This window comes from Kitasatospora sp. NPDC001683 (assembly GCF_053596495.1).
In genome coordinates this window covers 65537-83605 of record NZ_JBSFGK010000014.1, presented here as the reverse complement: position 1 = coordinate 83605, position 18069 = coordinate 65537, and the positions used below count along the sequence as shown (strand labels likewise).

Here is an 18069-nt window from a genome sequence, read left to right as displayed (position 1 = left end):
CGAGCCGCCGATGACCGGGTCCACGGAGCACAGCACCACCCCCGCAGCCTGCTGCGACGGGTCCGCGGACCGGCCACCGGCGGCTCCTCGTTTCTGGACCGTGGACGAGCACCGCGCCGACGTGCTGGCCGCCGTCGGCCCACTGCCCGTGATCGAGCTCCAACTGCTCGACGCCCAGGGCTGCCGGCTGGAGGAGGACGTGGTCGCCGACGGCGACCTGCCGCCCTTCGACAACAGCTCGATGGACGGCTACGCGGTCCGCACCGCCGACACCGAGGGCGCCACCGACACCTACCCGTCGGTGCTCACCGTCGTCGGCGACATCGCCGCCGGCGCGGGCGAGCTGCCCAAGGTCGGCCCCGGCCAGGCCGCCCGGATCATGACCGGCGCACCCCTGCCGCCCGGCGCCCAGGCCGTCGCCCCGGTCGAGTGGACCGACGGCGGTACCGGCACCGGGCTGGCCGCCGCCGCGATGACCGCGCCGGTCGCGGACGAGGAGGTCCGGGTGCTGCGCCCGGTCGCCGAGGGCGCGCACATCCGCCGCCGCGGCAGCGACGTCGCGGCCGGCACCACCGTGCTGACGGCCGGCACCCGGCTCGGCCCCACCCAGCTCGGCCTGCTCGCCGCGGTCGGCCGGGCCACCGTGAAGGTCCGCCCGCGCCCCCGGGTGGTGGTGCTCTCCACCGGTAGCGAGCTGGTCCAGCCCGGCGAACCGGTCGGGCCCGGGCAGATCGCCGACTCCAACAGCTTCACCCTCACCGCGGCCGCCCAGGAGGCCGGCGCCATCGCCTACCGGGTCGGCGCCGTCCCCGACGACGCGGACCGGCTGCGCGCCGTCCTGGAGGACCAGCTCGGCCGGGCCGACCTGATCGTCACCAGCGGCGGGGTCAGCGTCGGCGCCTACGACGTGGTCAAGGAGGTCTTCGAGTCCTTCGGGGGCGGCGCCCGCGGCGGAGCCGCTAATGTCGAGTTCCGCAAGCTGCGGATGCAGCCCGGCAAGCCGCAGGGCTTCGGCCGGATCGGCGGCGCGGCCGGGGTGCCGCTGCTCGCCCTGCCCGGCAACCCGGTGAGCGCCTACATCTCCTTCGAGCTCTTCGTCCGCCCGGTCATCCGCACCATGCTGGGTGCGGCCGACGTCCACCGCCCGGTGGTGCGCGCGCTCTGCCCGTCCGCGCTGCGCTCCCCGGCCGGCCGCCGGCAGTTCCTGCGCGGCAGCTACTCGGCGGCGGACGGCACCGTGGAGCCGGTGGGCGGCGCCGACTCGCACCTGGTCGGGGCACTGGCCCGGGCGAACTGCCTGATCACCGTCCCCGAGGACACCACCGAGCTGCCGGCCGGCAGCGAGGTCGACGTGGTGCTGCTGGAGTCCTGACCGCGGTCCCCGCCCCGAGCCGAAGGGCGCGCCGGTGCCGAGAGGGAGAAGCGAGGGAGCGCCGACCGTCGGCGCCGGGTCGGGAGCGCCCGGAGGCGAGCGGGCGAGTGAGAGAGCGGTACCGTAGCGCGGTATTCGACCTGCGCGCCCCTGGAGTTACCCGTGACGACACCGAACCCCGGCGACCGCCTCACCCACGTCGACGAACAGGGCGCCGCCCGGATGGTCGACGTGTCCGAGAAGGCCACCACCGCGCGCACCGCCGTCGCCGCCGGGCGGGTCCGGGTCTCCCCGCGGGTGGTGGAACTGCTGCGGGGGGAGGGCGTGCCCAAGGGCGACGCCCTCGCGGTGGCCCGGATCGCCGGGATCATGGGCGCCAAGCGGACCCCGGACCTGATCCCGCTCTGCCACCCGATCGCGGTCTCCGGCGTCAAGGTCGACCTCGCCGTCGCGGACGACGCGGTCGAGATCACCGCCACTGTGAAGACCACCGACCGCACCGGCGTCGAGATGGAGGCGCTGACCTCGGTGACGGTCGCCGCGCTGACCGTGATCGACATGGTCAAGGCGGTGGACAAGGGCGCCGCCATCGAGTCCGTCCGGGTGCTCAGCAAGACCGGCGGCAAGAGCGGCGACTGGTTCGCGCCGGAGGTGGCGGAGTGAGTGAGCGAAGCGAGCTCACCGTCGAAAGGTGCGGGTTGCGCGAAGCGCCTGCCGAGCGAAGCGAGGTGGGCGCATGAGGGCGCTCGCCGTGACGGTCTCCAACCGGGCCTCGGCCGGGGTGTACGAGGACAAGGGCGGCCCGCTGCTGGTGGCCGGTCTGACCGCGATGGGCTTCACCGTCGACGGCCCCCGGGTCGTCCCGGACGGCGAGCCGGTCGAGGCGGCGCTGCGCGAGGCCGTCGCCGCCGGGTACGACGTGGTGCTGACCACCGGCGGCACCGGCATCTCGCCGATGGACCTCACCCCCGAGATGACCGCCCGGGTCATCGACCGGCAGGTCCCCGGCATCGCCGAGGCCGTCCGCGCGTACGGCCGTGACAAGGTGCCGACCGCGGCGCTCTCCCGCGGGCTCGCCGGGCTCGCCGGACGTACCCTGATCGTCAACCTGCCGGGTTCGACCGGCGGCGTCAGGGACGGTCTGGCCGTCCTGGAGCCGCTGCTCGCCCACGCCGTCGACCAGCTCGGCGGCGGGGACCACCCCCGGCCCGACGCACCAGCTTCCGGGAGAGCGCACTGAACGCCGGCTGGCCGGTAGAGCTCCAGGAGGGGGAGGTCGTGCTGCGCCCGATCCGGGCCCGCGACCAGCGCGAGTGGCAGGAGGTGAGCCGCCGCAACCGGGACTGGCTGCGCCGCTGGGAGGCCACCGTGCCGCCCGGCCCGGCGGGCCAGGCCGCCGGGCCCCGCCCGACCTACCGGCAGATGGTCCGCTTCCTGCGCGGCGAGGCCTCGGCCGGCCGGATGCTGCCCTTCGTGGTGCTCTACAAGGGCCAGCTGGTCGGCCAGTTGACCGTCGGTGGGATCACCTGGGGCTCGATGTGCTCGGCCAACGTCGGTTACTGGATCGACGAGGCGGTGGCCGGCCGGGGCATCATGCCGACGGCCGTGGCGCTTTCGGTGAACTACTGCTTCCACACCCTCGGTCTGCACCGGATCGAGGTCTGCATCCGTCCGGAGAACGGCCCCAGTCGACGGGTGGTGGAAAAGCTCGGCTTCCGCTCGGAGGGAATCCGCCCGCGCTATCTCCACATCGACGGGGACTGGCGGGACCACCTGGTCTACGCGCTGACCGCCGAGGAGGTCCCGGAGGGGATGCTGGAGCGCTGGCGGGCGCTCAGTTCCGGGCGAGAACTCGATAATTGAATATATGTTCGAATGAAATATCGATATCGCATCGGCGCGGTGGCGGACCGTCACAAATGCCGGCAAAATAGTCGGAGAACCAGCTTGATCACACGACACGCCGCGCCAAATTGCTGCCAGGCCTTCCCCGGCGCCCGTACGGTGTGAATCGTGAGCAGTAGCGGCCTTATCTACGCCGTCATCGTAGGGGCCTGGGCCGCCTATCTGGTGCCGATGTGGCTCCGCAGGCAGGACGAACTCAACGAGGCGCGCCCGACGGAACGCTTCAGCACCGCCATCCGCCTGCTGGCCGGGCGTTCGGCGCTGGAGCGGCGGGCGGCCCGGGCCCTGGGCGACGAACCGCGTGACGGCGAGCAGAGCAACGACGGTCCTCCCGAACGGGACGAGGCCGCCTCCGGCGACCCCGTCGCGCGGGAGCCCGAACCCCCGGTGGAGCGTCCGGCCGAACGGCCCGCCCCCGTGCGGGCGGGCGGAGCCGAGCGCCGGGCGCGGCTGCTGGCCCGCCGGCGCCGGATGGTCACCGCCCTCTTCCTCGCCTTCGCCCTCGGCGCGGTGGTCGCCGCGGTGGCCGGCCTGGCCTTCCTCTGGGTCCCGGCGGTCCCGGCGGTCCTCCTCACCCTCTACATCGGCCACCTGCGCAGGCTGGAGCGCCAGCGGTACGAGGTGAAGCTGGACCGGGCCCGGGCCGCCCAGGCGGCCGAGCGGCTGCGCCAGCGCGAGCGGCAGCGCACCGAGGCCCCGGCGGACGACCGGCCCACGGTCGAGGCGCCCGTCGCGGAGGAGCCGGACCAGGCCGCCCCCGCCGAGCACCGCTCCGGCCGCCGTCCGCACCTGCGGCTGGCCGCCGACGCGGGGGAGGCCACCGTCTCCGTGCCCTCCGCCTCGGCGGTGGCCGAGGCGACCGAGCACGAGGAGTGGGTCGACGGCATGCGCGAGCGCGGCGCGGCCGGCCCGGACTCCTGGGAGCCGGTGCCCGTCCCGCTGCCGACCTACGTCACCGCGCCGGTCGCCCCCCGGGTCTCCCGCGGCCTCGACCTGTCGGCCCCCGGCACCTGGACCGCCGGCCGCCCCGCCGAGTCCCGCAGCACCCCGCTGTTCGACCAGTACGCGGAGGCCCCGGTTCCGGAGTCCCGCCCGCGCGCGGCCAACGAATGACCGCCGTGACCACCCCCGACCCGGGGGTGGTCACGGACCCCCTCCGAAAGGTGCTAGAGTTTCTTCTCGTTGGGGCTGTGGCGCAGTCCGGTAGCGCACCTCGTTCGCATCGAGGGGGTCAGGGGTTCGAATCCCCTCAGCTCCACCCAACGGGCCGGTTCCGACCGGTTCAGCAAATCCCGCCGGGAGTCAACTCCCGGCGGGATTTCGCGTTTTGTGGCTCCCTGCGGGGGCGGGCAGTCGACTCGTGACGGAGCTCACGCACCTTTGACCAGGGGGAATCTGACGGACTTTGGGACTCGGGGCGTCTCAGAGGGGTCGGTTATGGTGGGTGGGCCCAGACGGTGACGAGGGAAACGATCTGGTCTATCTCAACGGGGTGCCATCGCGGTGCGCGAGTTCGGTCTGAAACGGTGGACGCGGCAGGCGGACCCGGAGGGCCCCGGCGGCGGCCCGGCAAACGGAAGACCGAATTCCTGGACCATCGCGGCGGCTTGCGTCGCCGTGGTGTCCTTGGCGGCGTTCGTCGTCCAGCGGCACCTGCACGGGGCGAACATGGTCGACATGCTCGTCTACCGGGCCGAGGGGCAGGCCGTCGTCAACGGGGACGACCTGTACGCGATGCGGCTGCCCGGCTGGGACCTGCCGGCCACCTACCCGCCGTTCGCCGCGATGCTGTTCGTGCCGAGCACCTGGTTCGACGTGAGCCCGCTGCGCGTCCTGGTGATGCTCGGCAACTACGCGCTGCTCGGCCTGGCCGTGCACCTGTCGCTCAAGCTGGCCGGCTGGCCGGCCCGGCGGTACCGCCCGGCCGCCACGATCCTCGCCACCGGCCTCGGTGTCTGGCTGGAGCCGGTGTACACCACCTTCCAGTACGGCCAGGTCAACCTCGCCATCCTCTGCCTGGTGCTGTGGGACCTGACCCGCTCGGACCGCGGCCGGTTCAAGGGCGTCGGCATCGGCCTGGCCACCGCGATCAAGATCACCCCGGGCCTGTTCACCGTCTACCTGTTCCTGACCGGCCGGATCCGGGCCGCCCTGGTCTCCATCGGCACCTTCCTGGCGGCCGGCCTGATCGGCTGGGTCGCGCTGCCGGACGGCTCGTACGGCTTCTGGACCAAGTACCTGTGGGACCCGAGCCGGGTCGGCGTGACCGTGCTGGTGGACAACCAGTCGCTGCGCGGGGCGGTCTGCCGGCTGCTCGACGTCAACGACCCCGGCGCGGTCGGGCTGATCGCCTCCGCGCTGGTCGCCACGCTCGGGCTCGGGGTGGCCGTGCTCGCCGGGCGCTCCGCCCGCGTGCTGCGCCGGGCCGACGCCTGGGGCGCCGTCTGCACCGCCCTCACCGCGCTGCTGGTCTCCCCGATCAGCTGGACCCACCACTGGGTCTGGTGCATCCCGCTGATCGCGCTGCTGGCCGCGGAGGCCCGGAGCACCGGCCGCCGGGTGCTGCTGGGCGTGACGCTGGTGGTGTTCCTCTCCCACGTGATGTGGACCGTGCCGCACCGCTGGGGCCGTGGGGTCGCCTGGTACTGGCAGCTGCCCGGCTCGATCTACCCGCCGCTGGGCATCGCCGTGCTGGTCGTCATCGGCCTGCGGCTGTACCGCGCCCGCCGGCAGGCGGTCGACGCCTCGGCCGGGGCCTGGGCACTGCTCGGCGCCAGGCTCGACCACGATGCCGACCGTGACCGCGATGCCGACCGAGATCACGCCCTGACCAATCGGGCCTGACGGACCAGAGACGGACCGGAGCCGACGTGACCACCCAGACCGCGACCCCGTCGTCGCCCCCGGCCGCCGTGCCCGCCGCCCGCAGGGCCGCGGCCGTCCTGGGCACGCCCGCCCGACGCACCGTGCTGCTCGGCGTGCTGTGCTTCGTGGTGATGTGCGCCATCGGCCTGCAGGGCTGGGCCTCCGTCTCGCTCGGCGGCTTCGACCTCGGCATCTTCGACCAGGGCGTGCGCGGGTACGCCCACTTCGGACTGCCGGTCTCGACGCTGAAGTACTACCACCACGAGTTCCCGCCCGGGTTCTCGCTGCTGGGTGACCACTTCTCCCCGGTGCTGGCGCTGCTCGCGCCGCTGTACTGGATCTGGGACGACCCGCGCTCGCTGATCATCGGGCAGGCGCTGCTGTTCGCGCTCGGGGTGCCGCTGATCCGCCGGATCGCCGCGCACTCCTTCGCCGCCGCCGAGCCGCGCACCGCCCGCCGGGCCGCCGACCTGGCCGGACTGGTCTACGCGCTCGGCTGGCCGCTGCTGGTCGCGTCCCGGGTCGGCTTCCACGAGGTCGCCTTCGCCGTCCCGCTGACCCTGCTGATGCTGGAGCGCGGCCAGGCCCGCCGCTACGGCACGGTGGTGCTCGCCGCGGTGCTGCTGTGCTGCACCAAGGAGGACCTGGGGCTGCTGGTCGGCGCGTACGGGCTGGTGCTGCTGCTGCGCACCCGCCGCACCGGGGACCGCGCCGGGCGGTTCACCGGGGTCGGGCTGCTGCTCGGCGGACCGATCGCCTCGGCGGTGGCGATCAAGTGGCTGATCCCGGCGATGGGCGGCGAGCCGGGCTACTACTGGAACTACAAGGCGCTCGGCGACGATGGCGGCGAGGCGCTGCGGAACCTGCTGCACGACCCGTTCCTGCTGGTGCAGACCGCCTTCGACCAGCCGCTGAAGCCGCTGCTGCTGCTCTGGCTGTTCGGCACGCTGTTCCTGCTGCCGCTGCGCTCGGCCACCGTGCTGTGCATGGTGCCGCTGCTGGCCGAGCGGATCCTCTCCAGCAACCCCAACCACTGGTCGATCGCCCGGCACTACGACTCGATGCTCTGGCCGGTCCTGCTGGCCGCCACGGTCGAGGTGCTGGGGCGGATGAGCGGCGTCGAACGGCCCGAGCGGACCCGTCGGCGGGCCCGGCTGCTGGGCCTGGGCACGGTCGGGGTGGCGCTGGTCGCGGCGGTGCCGATCGGGCTGCTGCAGCTGGCGGTGCCGTCCTCCTGGGAGCCCCGGGCGAGCGAGGCGGCGCTGGTCCGGGCGGCCGCGCTGATCCCGGACGGCGCCTCGGTGGAGGCGGACAACCAGATCGCGCCGCGGCTGACCGCCCGGACCGACGTGGTGCTGGTGGACGGGACGCCGCGCGGGCGCGAGTACGTGCTGACCCGGTCCGACAAGCGGTCCTTCCCGTTCAAGACGGACAAGGAGCAGGCCGACCGGATCCGGCTGCTGCTGGCGCACGGCTACCGGCAGCTCTGGGCCGAGGACGGCGTGGTGCTGCTGCACCGGGAGAGCACCGAGCCGGTGCCCGGCGAGCACGTGCCGGGGCCGGGCAGCAAGCCGGTCCAGGACGAGGTGCCGTCCGACGTGGGGCACAACCTGTTCAAGGGCTGACCCGGGGGCGAGGACCCGGGGCGGAGACGCCGGAGGGCCGGCCCGAAGGTGTCCGGCCGGCCCTCGCTCGTGCGGGGTTACTACGGGCGCTCGGCGTAGGAGCCGTGCTGGTGCGAGCCCTGGGGCGGGACGGCGCCGTAGTGGCCGGGGCGGCGCCCGCGCGGGTGCCGGGTCAGGTGGTAGCCGAGGACGCCGGCCAGGGCGGCCAGGAAGCCGCCGCCGATGGTCCAGTACCAGCGGCTGTTCCAGCCGGAGAACCAGCCGGTGTACCAGTGCTCCTTCTCCGCGACCGGGGCCGCGGCCTTGGCGGTGCCGGCACCTCCGCCGACCGGCGGGACCAGCGGGGCCTTGAGCGTGCCGCCCTCGGGCTGGGCGTTGTCGGCGTTGCCCTTGGCGGCGACGTGCAGCTGGGCGGTGGCGGCCAGGCCGAGGTCGGGCTGCGGGGCGTCGGTGACCGACAGCCGGACGTAGTAGGTGCCGGGCAGCGGGTCGCCGGACCACGGCTCGGCCCAGGTGCGGACCTCGCGCAGGGTGCAGTTCAGCGCCAGGATGGTGGCGCTCTGGTCGCCGGTGGCGTTCTGGGTGCCGGCGGTGCAGGCCTGGCGGCGGCGCAGCCCGTCGAAGACCTCGACGGTCCAGGTCTGCGGGCCGTGCCGGTCCGTCGAGGGGGCCAGGTTGACGGTCAGGTTGACCGTCGGGGTCTGGCCCTCGGAGGCGCCGAACGCCCAGTACAGGTAGTCACCGGTGGAGACGGAGACGTTGGCGTCCTGCCCGGGGGAGAGGTTGACCGCGGTCAGGAAGGAGGTGCCGGCCTTGGTGGCCGGGGCCGGAGTGCCGCTCGCGGTGGCCGAGGGGGACGGCGAGGCGGCGGAGGCGGCCGGGGCGCCCAGCGCGAGGGCGGGCAGCAGGGCGAGGGCGGCGAGGGCGCCGCGGATCGTCGTACGCATGGTCAGTTCTCCCGCCAGACGGCGATCCGCCAGCGTGCGATCCAGCCGGCGACCAGGCCGAAGACCAGGCCGGACAGGGTGAGGGTGAGCAGCAGGATCCAGCCGCGGCCGAGGCCCATCGCGGCGCCCTCGGGGGCGGGCGAGGCGGAGGCCAGGTCGACGGTCAGCTCCAGCGGCATGCCGGGGTCGGTGTGGACGCCGGGCTGCGGGGCCAGCGAGTTGCTGACGACCAGGCAGACGGTGGTGTCCGGCTTGTCCTTGGCCGAGCCGGTCGGGCTCGCGGTGACGTAGCCCTTGGAGTCGTCGGTGGACCAGCGCAGGCCGGTGGAGATCACGTCGGTGCGGGTGCTGCCGGCGTCGGTGCCGCGGACGAGCTCCTGGCCGGTGGCGCTGGTGGCCTGGAGCAGCACGCCGTAGTCCCGGGCCATCGCGCGGTCGAGGCCCACGCTGACCGAGGCGCGCAGCTCCTGACCGGACTTGACCGGGACCTTGTAGACGCGGTGCTCGGAGAACTTCTCCCGGTCGCTGTAGACGCCGGGGGTGAGCACCGGGGCGCTCTCGCACTTGTCGGTGCCGGTGGTCTTGACCGGGTTGATGGTGTAGGTGTCGTTGCTCTGGTCGACCAGCTGCTTCACCTTGTCGGTGAGCTGCTGGGGGGTGCGGACGTCGGTGAAGCTGCCGCCGGTGGCGTTGGCGATGCAGATCAGCTGCTGGGTGGTCTTGTCGTCGTGGGCCAGGCCGAGGGTGTCGACCACCAGGTGGATGCCCTGGGCGGCGAGTTCGCGGGCCACGTCGCACGGGTCGGGCGGGGCGCAGTCGTCCTCGCCGTCGGTGATCAGGACGATCCGGCGGGTCGCTTCGCCCTTGCCGAGGTCCTGGGCCGCGCCGCGCAGGGCCAGGCCGATCGGGGTCCAGCCGGTGGGGCGCAGGGTGGCGACCGCGGTCTTGGCCTCGACCTTGTTGGTCTTGCCGACCGGGAAGAGCTGCTTGGTGTCCTGGCAGCCGACGGTCTTGTCGTTGCCGGGGTAGGTGGCGCCGAGGGTACGGATGCCGAACTCGGTCTCCGTGGGCAGGGCGTCGATCACCTCGTTCAGCGAGTTCTGGGCCACCGAGATGCGGCTCTTGCCCTGGATGTCGGCGATGTTCATGGAGCCGCTGACGTCCAGGATCAGGTCGACCCTGGGGTTCTCCTTGGGCGCGGGGGAGGCGCCGGCTGAGGGTTCGTCGGCGTGGGCGGGCAGGCCGAGGAGCAGCGAGGCGCCCGTTATCGCCAGGGCGGCCAGCAGGCTGCCGAGCCTGGTCTTCGGTCGTCGTCCGGTATTCACCCGGCGATCCTAGGGATCATCAGTTCGTCAAGGCCAAACGGGACCGTACGGTGGACCCGCCTGCCCCGGCGTGAACTCCGGCGCGCGGGAGGACGATTGCCGACCGCCGTGTTCACGCCGGTCTTACCGGCGGTGGATAGCCTTCGTACGGTTCGGAGGGAGACGGACGTGCGGATGGAGCTGACCGCGGTCGGCAAGCGGTACGGGCGCGGCGGCCGGTGGATCCTGCGGGACGTCCAGCTGGCCGCAGGACCGGGGGAGTTGGTGCGGATCGCCGGGGCGAACGGGAGCGGCAAGTCGACCCTGCTGCGGCTGGTGGCCGGGATCGAGCGGCCGAGCACCGGCCGGGTGGTGCGGCCCGGGGCGGCGGCGTACGTGCCGGAGCGCTTCCCGCCGGCGCTGCCGTTCGACGCGGCCTCGTACCTGCTGCGGGTGGGTCGGGTGCACGGGCTGTCGGAGGCGGTGGCCCGGCGGCGCTCCGGGGAGTGGCTGGACCGGTTCGGCATCGCGGACCGGGCGGGCACCCCGCTGAGCCGGCTGTCCAAGGGCACCTGCCAGAAGGTCGCGGTGGCGCAGGCGCTGATCGCCGAGGCCCGGGTGCTGCTGCTGGACGAGGCCTGGACCGGGCTGGATCCCGGGGCCAGGGCGGTGCTGGACGAGGCGGCGGCCGAGCGGGCGGCGGCGGGCGGCACGGTGCTGTTCGTGGACCACGACCCGGCCCGGCTGGCGGGGCGGACCAGCGCCGCCTACCTGGTCGGCGCGGACGGCGGGCTGCGTCCGGCGCAGGAGCCGCCGGAGGCCGTGGACCCGGGCGGGCCGGTGATGGAGATCGAGGTGGACGTCCCGGACGGCGCCCCGCTGCCGGAGCGGCTGCCCGGCGCGCCGGAGGCGACCGCGCTGGGCGGGACGGCGGTGCGGCTGGCGGTGCCGGCCGCGCACTCGGACGCGCTGCTGCGGAGCCTGCTGCTCGGCCGCCCGGCCGTACGGGTGCTGGCGGTGCGTCGACGGGAGGAGGAGCGATGAGGCAGGTCGGGGCGCTGACCCGGTACCACCTGGAGCTGCTGGTGCGCTCGCACGGCTGGCTGCCGCCGTTCCTGGCGTTCGCGCTGCTGCTGGTGATCGGGGTGACGGCGGGGGACCCGCTGCTGGGCGGGCTCGGCTACGGCGCGGGGCTGCTGGTGCCGGTGAGCGCCTGGTACGTGCGCGGCGCGCTGACTGCCGAGCCGCCGGCCTCGCGGGCCTGCCTGGTCGCGGTGGCGGGCCCGGCACGGGTGCACCTGGGCGCGCTGCTGGCGGCGCTGACGGTGGGCCTGCTGCTGGCGGTGGGCGAGGTGGCGGTGCTGTGGTGGATCAGCGGGGCGGTGGCCAACCCGGGGGCGCAGCGGGATCCGGGGGTCGGCCCGGCGGTGCTGGCCGGGCTGACGACCTCGGTGGTGTGCGTGCTGCTGGGGGTGCTGGCCGGGGCGCTGGGCAACCGTCCGGTGCTGGTCCGCGGGCCGTACGGCATCCTGGCGACGCTGGGCCTGGCCGCGGCGGCGCTGGTGGTGCCCGTCTCGCCGGCCAACGCGGCGCTGGGCGGGGTGGTGACGGCGGCCCGGACCGGGCAGCTCGCCGTGCCCTGGGGCGAACTGCTGCTCGCCGTCGCCCTGTTCGTCGTGGGCGGGGCCGGGGTGGCGGCGCTGGCCGGGCGGCGGCCGGAGTGAGGGGCGTCGGGTCGTAGGCGGACGGGCCGCGAGCGCGGTGGCGCATTTGCGGACACACCGCAGCGAAGAGCCGATACAGCCGGATAACGCTCGTTAGGGTGACGAACCCGGGCATTGGCGCCCGGCCCGGCTAACCCCGCCTCCCCCAGGACGGTCCGTGGCGACACCCTCCGCCGTGACGAGATCCGCCGCCCGGCCGAACCGGCCGGTGTCGAGCGGGCGCACCACCGAGCTGGTGCTGGTGCTGGCCGCCGTCCTGACGGCCGTGTTCGGCTACGTCGAGGTGGGCGTCGACCTCGACGGCGAGGTGCCGGCCGAGGCCGCCCAGTACGGGGTCGCGCTCGGCGTGCTCGCGCTGGCGGCGCACGGCGTGGTCCGCTGGCGGGCCCGGTACGCGGACCCGCTGCTGCTGCCGATCGCGGTGCTGCTCAACGGGATCGGGCTGGTGGTGATCCACCGCCTCGACCGGGCCACCCCGGGCCGCGAGGCCGCCGCCGCCCAGCTGCTCTGGTCGAGTCTGGGCGTGGCGCTGTTCATCGCCGTGGTGCTGCTGGTGGGCGACCACCGGCGGCTGCGGCGCTACGCCTACCTCGGGGCGCTGGTGGCGCTGGTCCTGCTGGTGGTGCCGGTCCTCTTCCCGCCGGTGTACGGCTCCCGGATCTGGATCGTGGTCGGACCGCTGTCCTTCCAGCCCGGGGAGTTCGCCAAGCTCCTGCTGGCGGTCTTCTTCGCCGCCTACCTGGCGGTGCACCGGGACGCGCTGGCGCTCACCGGCCGCCGGGTCTGGCGCTGGCAGCTGCCGCGCGGGCGGGTGCTCGGACCGGTGCTGTTGATCTGGGCGGCCTTCGTCGGGGTGCTGGTGCTGGAGACCGACCTCGGGACGGCCCTGCTGTACTTCGGCCTGTTCGTGGTGATGCTCTACGTGGCCACCGCGCGCACCGGCTGGATCGCGATCGGGCTGGGCCTGGCGGCGGTCGGCGCGGTGACGGTGGGCTGGCTCTCGCCGCACGTGCACAGCCGGGTGGTGGACTGGCTGGACCCGCTGGGCTCGATCGCGGCGGGCAGGGGCGCCAACCAGATCGCCCAGTCGCTGTTCGCCTTCGCCTGGGGCGGGGAGCTGGGCACCGGACTCGGCAACGGGCACTCGGTGCTGATCGGCTTCGCCGCCAAGTCGGACTTCATCCTCGCCACCCTCGGCGAGGAACTCGGGCTGACCGGGCTGATCGCGGTGTTCCTGCTGTACGCGCTGCTGGTCTCGCGCGGCTTCCGGACCGGGATCGCGCTGCGCGACCCGTTCGGGCGGCTGCTGGCGATCGGGCTGGCGGCGATCGTCGGCCTGCAGGTGTTCGTGGTGGCGGGCGGGGTGCTCGCGCTGATCCCGCTGACCGGGATGACCATGCCGTTCATCGCCCAGGGGGGCTCCTCGGTGGTGACCAACTGGATCATCGTGGCGCTGCTGGTGCGGATGAGCGACGACGCCCGGCGGCCCGCGCCCGCGCCCGCTCCCCCGGTCGCGCCCGCGCCGGAGGTGCCGTGATGGCGGGCAGCCGGCCGCAGGGCAACGGCCCGCAGGGGCTGCCCGGGATCTCGGTCACCGGGCGCCGGGCGGCCACCTTCTGCCTGCTGCTGGTCGGGGCGCTGTGCGTGCAGGCCACCCGGGTGCAGGTCTTCGAGGCCGGGGACCTCGACCACAACAGCGCCAACCAGCGGCTCGTCGTCGAGCGGTACGCCCGGCCGCGCGGCGACATCCTGGTCGGCGCCCGGCCGGTCACCGGCTCCCGCCCCACCGGCGGCCGGTACGCCTACAAGCGCAGCTACACCGACGGCCCGACGTACGCCGCCGTCACCGGCTTCGCCTCCCAGACGTACGGCAACAGCCAGCTGGAGGGCACCGAGGACGACCTGCTGACCGGTACCGACGGCCGGCTGTCCGGCTGGTCCCTCTGGGACGCGGTCTCCCGCCGGCACGATCCCGGCGGGGACGTGTACACCACGATCGACCCGGCGGCCCAGCAGGCCGCGATGCGCGGGCTCGGCGACCAGAAGGGCGCGGTGGCCGCGATCGAGCCGGCCACCGGACGCATCCTGGCGCTGGCCAGCACCCCCTCGTACGACCCGGGCGACTTCGCCGGCTCCTCGGGCGCCGACCAGATGGCCTGGAACCGGCTGCGGACCGACAGCGACCAGCCGATGCTCAACCGGGCGCTGCGCCAGACCTATCCGCCGGGCTCGACCTTCAAGGTGGTCACCGCCGCCGCGGCGCTGGCCGCCGGGGTGGTCACCGACCCGGCCGCGCCGACCGGGGCGCCCTTCCCGTACGTGCTGCCCGGGACGACCACGCCGCTGGTCAACGACAGCGCGGACTGCGACCGGCCGGGGCTGTCGCTGGACGCCGCGATGACCGCCAGCTGCAACAGCGTGCTGGGCTACCTCGGGGTGCGGACCGGACTGTCGAAGGTGGTGGCGACGGCCGAGGGCTTCGGCTTCAACGACGCCAAGCTGGACGTGCCGGTGCGCCCGGCCCGGTCCAACGTGGACACCTCGATGGACCCGTCCCAGCTGGCGCTCTCCTCGATCGGGCAGTTCGACACCGCGGCCACCCCGCTGGTGATGGCGATGGTCGCGGCCGGGGTCGCCAACGACGGGACGGTGATGCGTCCACAGCTTGTGGACAAGCTGACCAGGAGCGACGGCGCCGAGGTGGAGCTGATGAAGCCGGCCGTCTACCGGCGGGCGCTGACCCCGGCGGTGGCCGGGCAGGTGCGGAAGCTGATGACCGACGTGGTGGAGAACGGCACCGGCGGCAACGCCCGGATCGCCGGGGCGGTGGTCGGCGGCAAGACCGGCACCGCCCAGCACGGCGTGGACAACAGCGGGACGCCGTACGCCTGGTTCATCTCCTGGGCCAAGCCGGCCGGCTCGGACGCGGTGCCGCCGGTCGCGGTGGCCGTGGTGGTTGCGGACAGTGACGCGACGGACGTCACCGGTGGCGCCCTGGCCGCCCCGATCGCCCGCTCGGTGATGCAGGCGGTGTTGGGCCGCTGAGGCCAATGAGGTGCGTTGACCTGGACGTTTAGCGCAACGACCGGAGATGCAACGGGTGCGAAGTGTCCGGTTTGTTATGTCTGCTGCGCCGTTTCGTACAATGCGCTGATCGGTATTGTTTGTTTGCGACACTGGTGTCTTCGCGGGGTACTGTCCCATGTTTGTTCGGTTGGTCCCCGATGACACCCCCAGTGCCTCGGGTGACCGGCCGCTAGGACACCCTCCCCCGCCTAGAAGGACCGTGGTTTTGGCCAGCAACACCCTCGGTGCGCGTCTGCTGCGACGCAAGCCCGTCTCGACCCTGATCGCGGAGAGTGAGGGCCACGGCCTTCCGGCCGGCGCACCCGAGGAGGGCGGACGCTCCGGCATCCACCTGCGTCGTTCGATCGGCCTCTGGCAGCTGTCCGCGATCGGCATCGGCGCCACCATCGGCACCGGCATCTTCTTCGTGCTCAGGGATGCCGTCCCGGCGGCCGGACCGGCCGTCATCCTGTCCTTCGTGATCGCCGCGGTCACCGCCGGACTCACCGCGCTCTGCTACGCCGAGATGGCCTCCGCGATCCCGGTCTCCGGCTCCTCGTACTCCTACGCCTACGCCACCCTCGGCGAGGGCGTCGCGTTCGGGGTCGGCATCTGCCTGCTGATGGAGTACGGCGTCTCCGCCTCGGCGATCGCGGTCAGCTGGGCCGAGTACCTGAACAAGTTCCTCGACCTGGCCTTCGGGTTCAAGATCCCCGAGCAGCTCTCCGGCGCCCCCGGCGACGGGCACTGGTTCAACCTGCCGGCGCTGCTGCTGGTCGCGATGGTCTGCTTCCTGCTGGTCCGCGGCGTCAGCGAGTCGGCGAAGGTCAACGCGGCCATGGTCGGGATCAAGATCCTCATCCTGGTGCTGTTCGTCGGCGTCGCGCTGACCGGCTTCCACTCCGGCAACCTGACCCCGTTCATGCCGCTCGGCATCGGCGGCGTGCAGACGGCCGCGTCCAGCATCTTCTTCTCCTTCATCGGCCTGGACGCCGTGTCCACCGCCGGTGAGGAGGTCAAGAACCCGCGCCGCACCCTGCCGCTGGCGATCATCATCTCGCTGGTCGTGGTGACCCTGATCTACATCCTGGTCGCGCTGGCCGGCATCGGCGCCCAGCCGTGGACGAAGTTCGACGGCCAGGAGGCCGGGCTCGCCCAGATCATGCAGGACATCACCGGCCAGGGCTGGCCCGCGATGATCTTCGCGGTCGGCGCCATCATCTCGATCTTCAGCGTCACCCTCGTGGTGATCTACGGCCAGACCCGCATCCTGTACTCGATGGGCCGCGACGGCATGCTGCCCAAGCGCTTCGCCCAGCTCTCCCCGCGCACCGGCACCCCGGTCTGGAACACCCTGGCGGTCGGTGTCGGCGTGGGCGCGCTGGCCGCGTTCATCCCGCTGGACGTCCTGGCCGACATCACCAGCCTCGGCACCCTGATCGCCTTCTCGGTGGTCTCGATCGGCGTGATCGTCCTGCGCCGCACCCAGCCCGACCTGCCGCGCGGCTTCAAGGTCCCCGGCTACCCGGTCGTCCCGCTGCTCAGCGTCGCCTTCTGCGTCTACCTGATCACCGGGCTGCACGCCGACACCTTCCGGGCCGGGGCGATCGCGCTCGTCGTCGCCGTGGCCGTCTACTTCGGCTACAGCATCAAGCACTCCCGGCTGGAGCGGGCCGCGCAGCAGGCCCTCCCGGTCGAGACCGAGGTCGGCTGACCGGGCCGTTACCCAATCGTGAAGGGCCGCCGCCAGGTACGACACCGGGCGGCCCTACGCGCGTAAACCCCCACCAACCGCCCGACGCGGTGGCGACAGGGCCCGGCCCGCACCCATAACCTTCCTCCATGGTGAGCACCCGCACGCCCGGCTACTCCCGCCCGCGCGGCCGCTTCACCGGCCGCGCCAGAACGCCGGCCCAGACCATCAGCGCCGAACCGCCGTCCAGACCGGGACGGCCACCGAGGGGCTCCTCGACCCGGCCGTTCCCCCGACAGCGTGTCGAGAGCACCTTTCCACCCACGCTCGATCGGTGGAATCCCACCCGGCTCGCCTCGCTGCGCTGGGTCCAGCTGCTCGGCTGCCTGATCGCGGCCGGCTGGGCCGCCGCCTTCCCGCTCGTCTCCGACCTGGCCAACCAGCGACTGTGGGGCCTCGTCGCGGCTCCCGCCTACGCGGTGGCGGGGTTGCTCTGCCTCACCCTGCCGCGCCGCTTCGCCGCCGAGGCCGCCGCCGTGGTCGCCCTGCTCGGAGCCGTGCTGGCACCGCTCGGACTGCTCGCCGTGACCGGCCGCCACCAGTCCGAGGTCATGGTCGTCGAACGCTCGGCCCACCTGCTGCTCACCACCGGTGACGTCTACCTCGCGCACCCGGTGGTGGTCACCGACTACAACCCGTACCTGCCGGCGATGTCCCTGTTCGGGCTGCCGCGCCAGCTGCTCGGCAACTCCACGGCCTTCGCCCGGGTCGCCGGGGACGCCCGGATCTGGTTCGCGCTCACCTTCGTCGTCTGCCTGCTGGCCGCCTGGCGGCTGCTGCGGCCCACCCGCGACCGGGCGCCGCTGCTGCCGCTGGCCGTCCTCACCGCCTCGCCGCTGATAGCGCTCGCCCTCGCGGTCGGCGGGGTGGACCTGCCGCTGATCGGGGTCTGCTGCCTGGCCATGGCGCTCGCCGAGCGGGACCGCACGGTCAGCGCCGGGCTGGTGCTCGCCCTCGCCTGCACCCTCAAGTGGACCGCCTGGCCCGCCCTGCCGGTGGCCGTCCTGCTGCTGTGGCGGCTGTACGGCCGCCGACCCGCCGCCCGCACCGCGCTGATCGGGATCGGGGTGAGCACCGTGGTGCTGCTGCCGTCCGTGCTGACCCAGCCGCAGGCGCTGCGCGACCAGGTGGTGCGCTTCCCGCTCGGGATGACCGCGATCCGCACCCCGGCCGGCAGCCCGCTGCCCGGCAAGGTGCTGGCCGGCTTCGGGCCCACCGGGCACTCCGTCTCGCTGGCACTGATGACCATGGCCCTGATCGGGGTGGCGATCTGGCTGCTGGCCCGGCCGCCGGTCTCCGCGATCGCCGCCGCCGACCTGCTGGCCGCCGGGCTGGCGATCGCCTTCACGCTCGCCCCGGCCGGGCGGTTCGGGTACCTGGCGCTGCCGGCCGTGCTGGTGATCTGGCCCCGGCTGGCGGCCCGGCGCTGGAGCAGCCGCCGCCCGGTGCCGCCGAGCCCGGCGCCGGACGCACCGGCGCCGGCCGTGCCGCGGGGCTGAGTCCGGTTC

At 73.8% G+C, this 18069-nt stretch carries 15 protein-coding genes and 1 tRNA gene; 14 read left to right on the top strand and 2 right to left on the bottom strand.

What is annotated here, in order from left to right:
- Positions 1-10 precede the first annotated feature (10 nt).
- From glp to ACWCYO_RS10445, 8 genes are all read left to right on the top strand, one after another.
- On the top strand, positions 11-1372 hold the full coding sequence (gene glp, locus ACWCYO_RS10480; RefSeq protein ID WP_270144668.1) for a molybdotransferase-like divisome protein Glp: 1362 nt from the start codon (positions 11-13) through the stop codon (positions 1370-1372).
- A gap of 222 nt (positions 1373-1594) precedes the next feature.
- On the top strand, positions 1595-2035 hold the full coding sequence (moaC, locus tag ACWCYO_RS10475; RefSeq protein WP_449783991.1) for a cyclic pyranopterin monophosphate synthase MoaC: 441 nt from the start codon (positions 1595-1597) through the stop codon (positions 2033-2035).
- A 73-nt stretch (positions 2036-2108) separates the two neighbouring features.
- Positions 2109-2612: a MogA/MoaB family molybdenum cofactor biosynthesis protein gene (locus ACWCYO_RS10470; protein WP_270144665.1), complete on the top strand. Its 504-nt coding sequence runs from the start codon at positions 2109-2111 to the stop codon at positions 2610-2612.
- Entirely contained in the window at positions 2609-3235 is a 627-nt protein-coding gene (locus ACWCYO_RS10465) for a GNAT family N-acetyltransferase (RefSeq protein ID WP_270151045.1), read from the top strand. The genes ACWCYO_RS10470 and ACWCYO_RS10465 overlap by 4 nt, the downstream gene beginning before the upstream one ends.
- 150 nt (positions 3236-3385) lie before the next feature.
- A complete protein-coding gene (gene sepX, locus ACWCYO_RS10460) occupies positions 3386-4390 on the top strand; it encodes a divisome protein SepX/GlpR (RefSeq protein WP_449783961.1) in 1005 nt (334 codons plus the stop codon).
- 71 nt (positions 4391-4461) lie between these two features.
- Positions 4462-4535, top strand: a tRNA-Ala gene (locus ACWCYO_RS10455).
- 362 nt (positions 4536-4897) lie between these two features.
- Entirely contained in the window at positions 4898-6121 is a 1224-nt protein-coding gene (locus ACWCYO_RS10450) for a glycosyltransferase 87 family protein (protein ID WP_449783960.1), read from the top strand.
- Between the two features lie 26 nt (positions 6122-6147).
- On the top strand, positions 6148-7767 hold the full coding sequence (locus ACWCYO_RS10445; RefSeq protein ID WP_449783959.1) for a DUF2079 domain-containing protein: 1620 nt from the start codon (positions 6148-6150) through the stop codon (positions 7765-7767).
- Between the two features lie 80 nt (positions 7768-7847).
- Here ACWCYO_RS10445 and ACWCYO_RS10440 read toward each other — a convergent pair whose 3' ends face one another.
- Both ACWCYO_RS10440 and ACWCYO_RS10435 read right to left on the bottom strand, forming a co-directional pair.
- Positions 7848-8714 (bottom strand): peptidase, encoded by an 867-nt coding sequence (locus ACWCYO_RS10440; protein ID WP_449783958.1) that lies wholly within the window; start codon positions 8712-8714, stop codon positions 7848-7850.
- A 2-nt stretch (positions 8715-8716) separates the two neighbouring features.
- The gene (locus tag ACWCYO_RS10435) at positions 8717-10039 is read right to left on the bottom strand and encodes a VWA domain-containing protein (RefSeq protein WP_270144655.1); all 1323 of its coding nucleotides are present in this window, start codon (positions 10037-10039) and stop codon (positions 8717-8719) included.
- 174 nt (positions 10040-10213) lie between these two features.
- Here ACWCYO_RS10435 and ACWCYO_RS10430 point away from each other — a divergent pair, with 174 nt between their 5' ends.
- The 6 genes from ACWCYO_RS10430 (at position 10214) to ACWCYO_RS10405 (ending at position 18060) form a co-directional block, all read left to right on the top strand.
- On the top strand, positions 10214-11062 hold the full coding sequence (locus ACWCYO_RS10430) for an ABC transporter ATP-binding protein (protein WP_270151043.1): 849 nt from the start codon (positions 10214-10216) through the stop codon (positions 11060-11062).
- Positions 11059-11742: an ABC transporter gene (locus ACWCYO_RS10425; RefSeq protein ID WP_270144654.1), complete on the top strand. Its 684-nt coding sequence runs from the start codon at positions 11059-11061 to the stop codon at positions 11740-11742. The genes ACWCYO_RS10430 and ACWCYO_RS10425 overlap by 4 nt, the downstream gene beginning before the upstream one ends.
- 175 nt (positions 11743-11917) lie before the next feature.
- Complete coding sequence (locus ACWCYO_RS10420; RefSeq protein ID WP_270144653.1) at positions 11918-13279, top strand: FtsW/RodA/SpoVE family cell cycle protein; 1362 nt, start codon at positions 11918-11920, stop codon at positions 13277-13279.
- A complete protein-coding gene (locus ACWCYO_RS10415) occupies positions 13279-14787 on the top strand; it encodes a penicillin-binding transpeptidase domain-containing protein (protein WP_449783957.1) in 1509 nt (502 codons plus the stop codon). Before ACWCYO_RS10420 ends, ACWCYO_RS10415 begins: the two co-directional genes overlap by 1 nt.
- 157 nt (positions 14788-14944) lie before the next feature.
- Positions 14945-16522, top strand: coding sequence for an amino acid permease (locus tag ACWCYO_RS10410; RefSeq protein ID WP_405000658.1), 1578 nt, complete (start codon positions 14945-14947; stop codon positions 16520-16522).
- 128 nt (positions 16523-16650) lie between these two features.
- On the top strand, positions 16651-18060 hold the full coding sequence (locus ACWCYO_RS10405) for a glycosyltransferase 87 family protein (protein ID WP_270144647.1): 1410 nt from the start codon (positions 16651-16653) through the stop codon (positions 18058-18060).
- Positions 18061-18069: the final 9 nt, after the last annotated feature.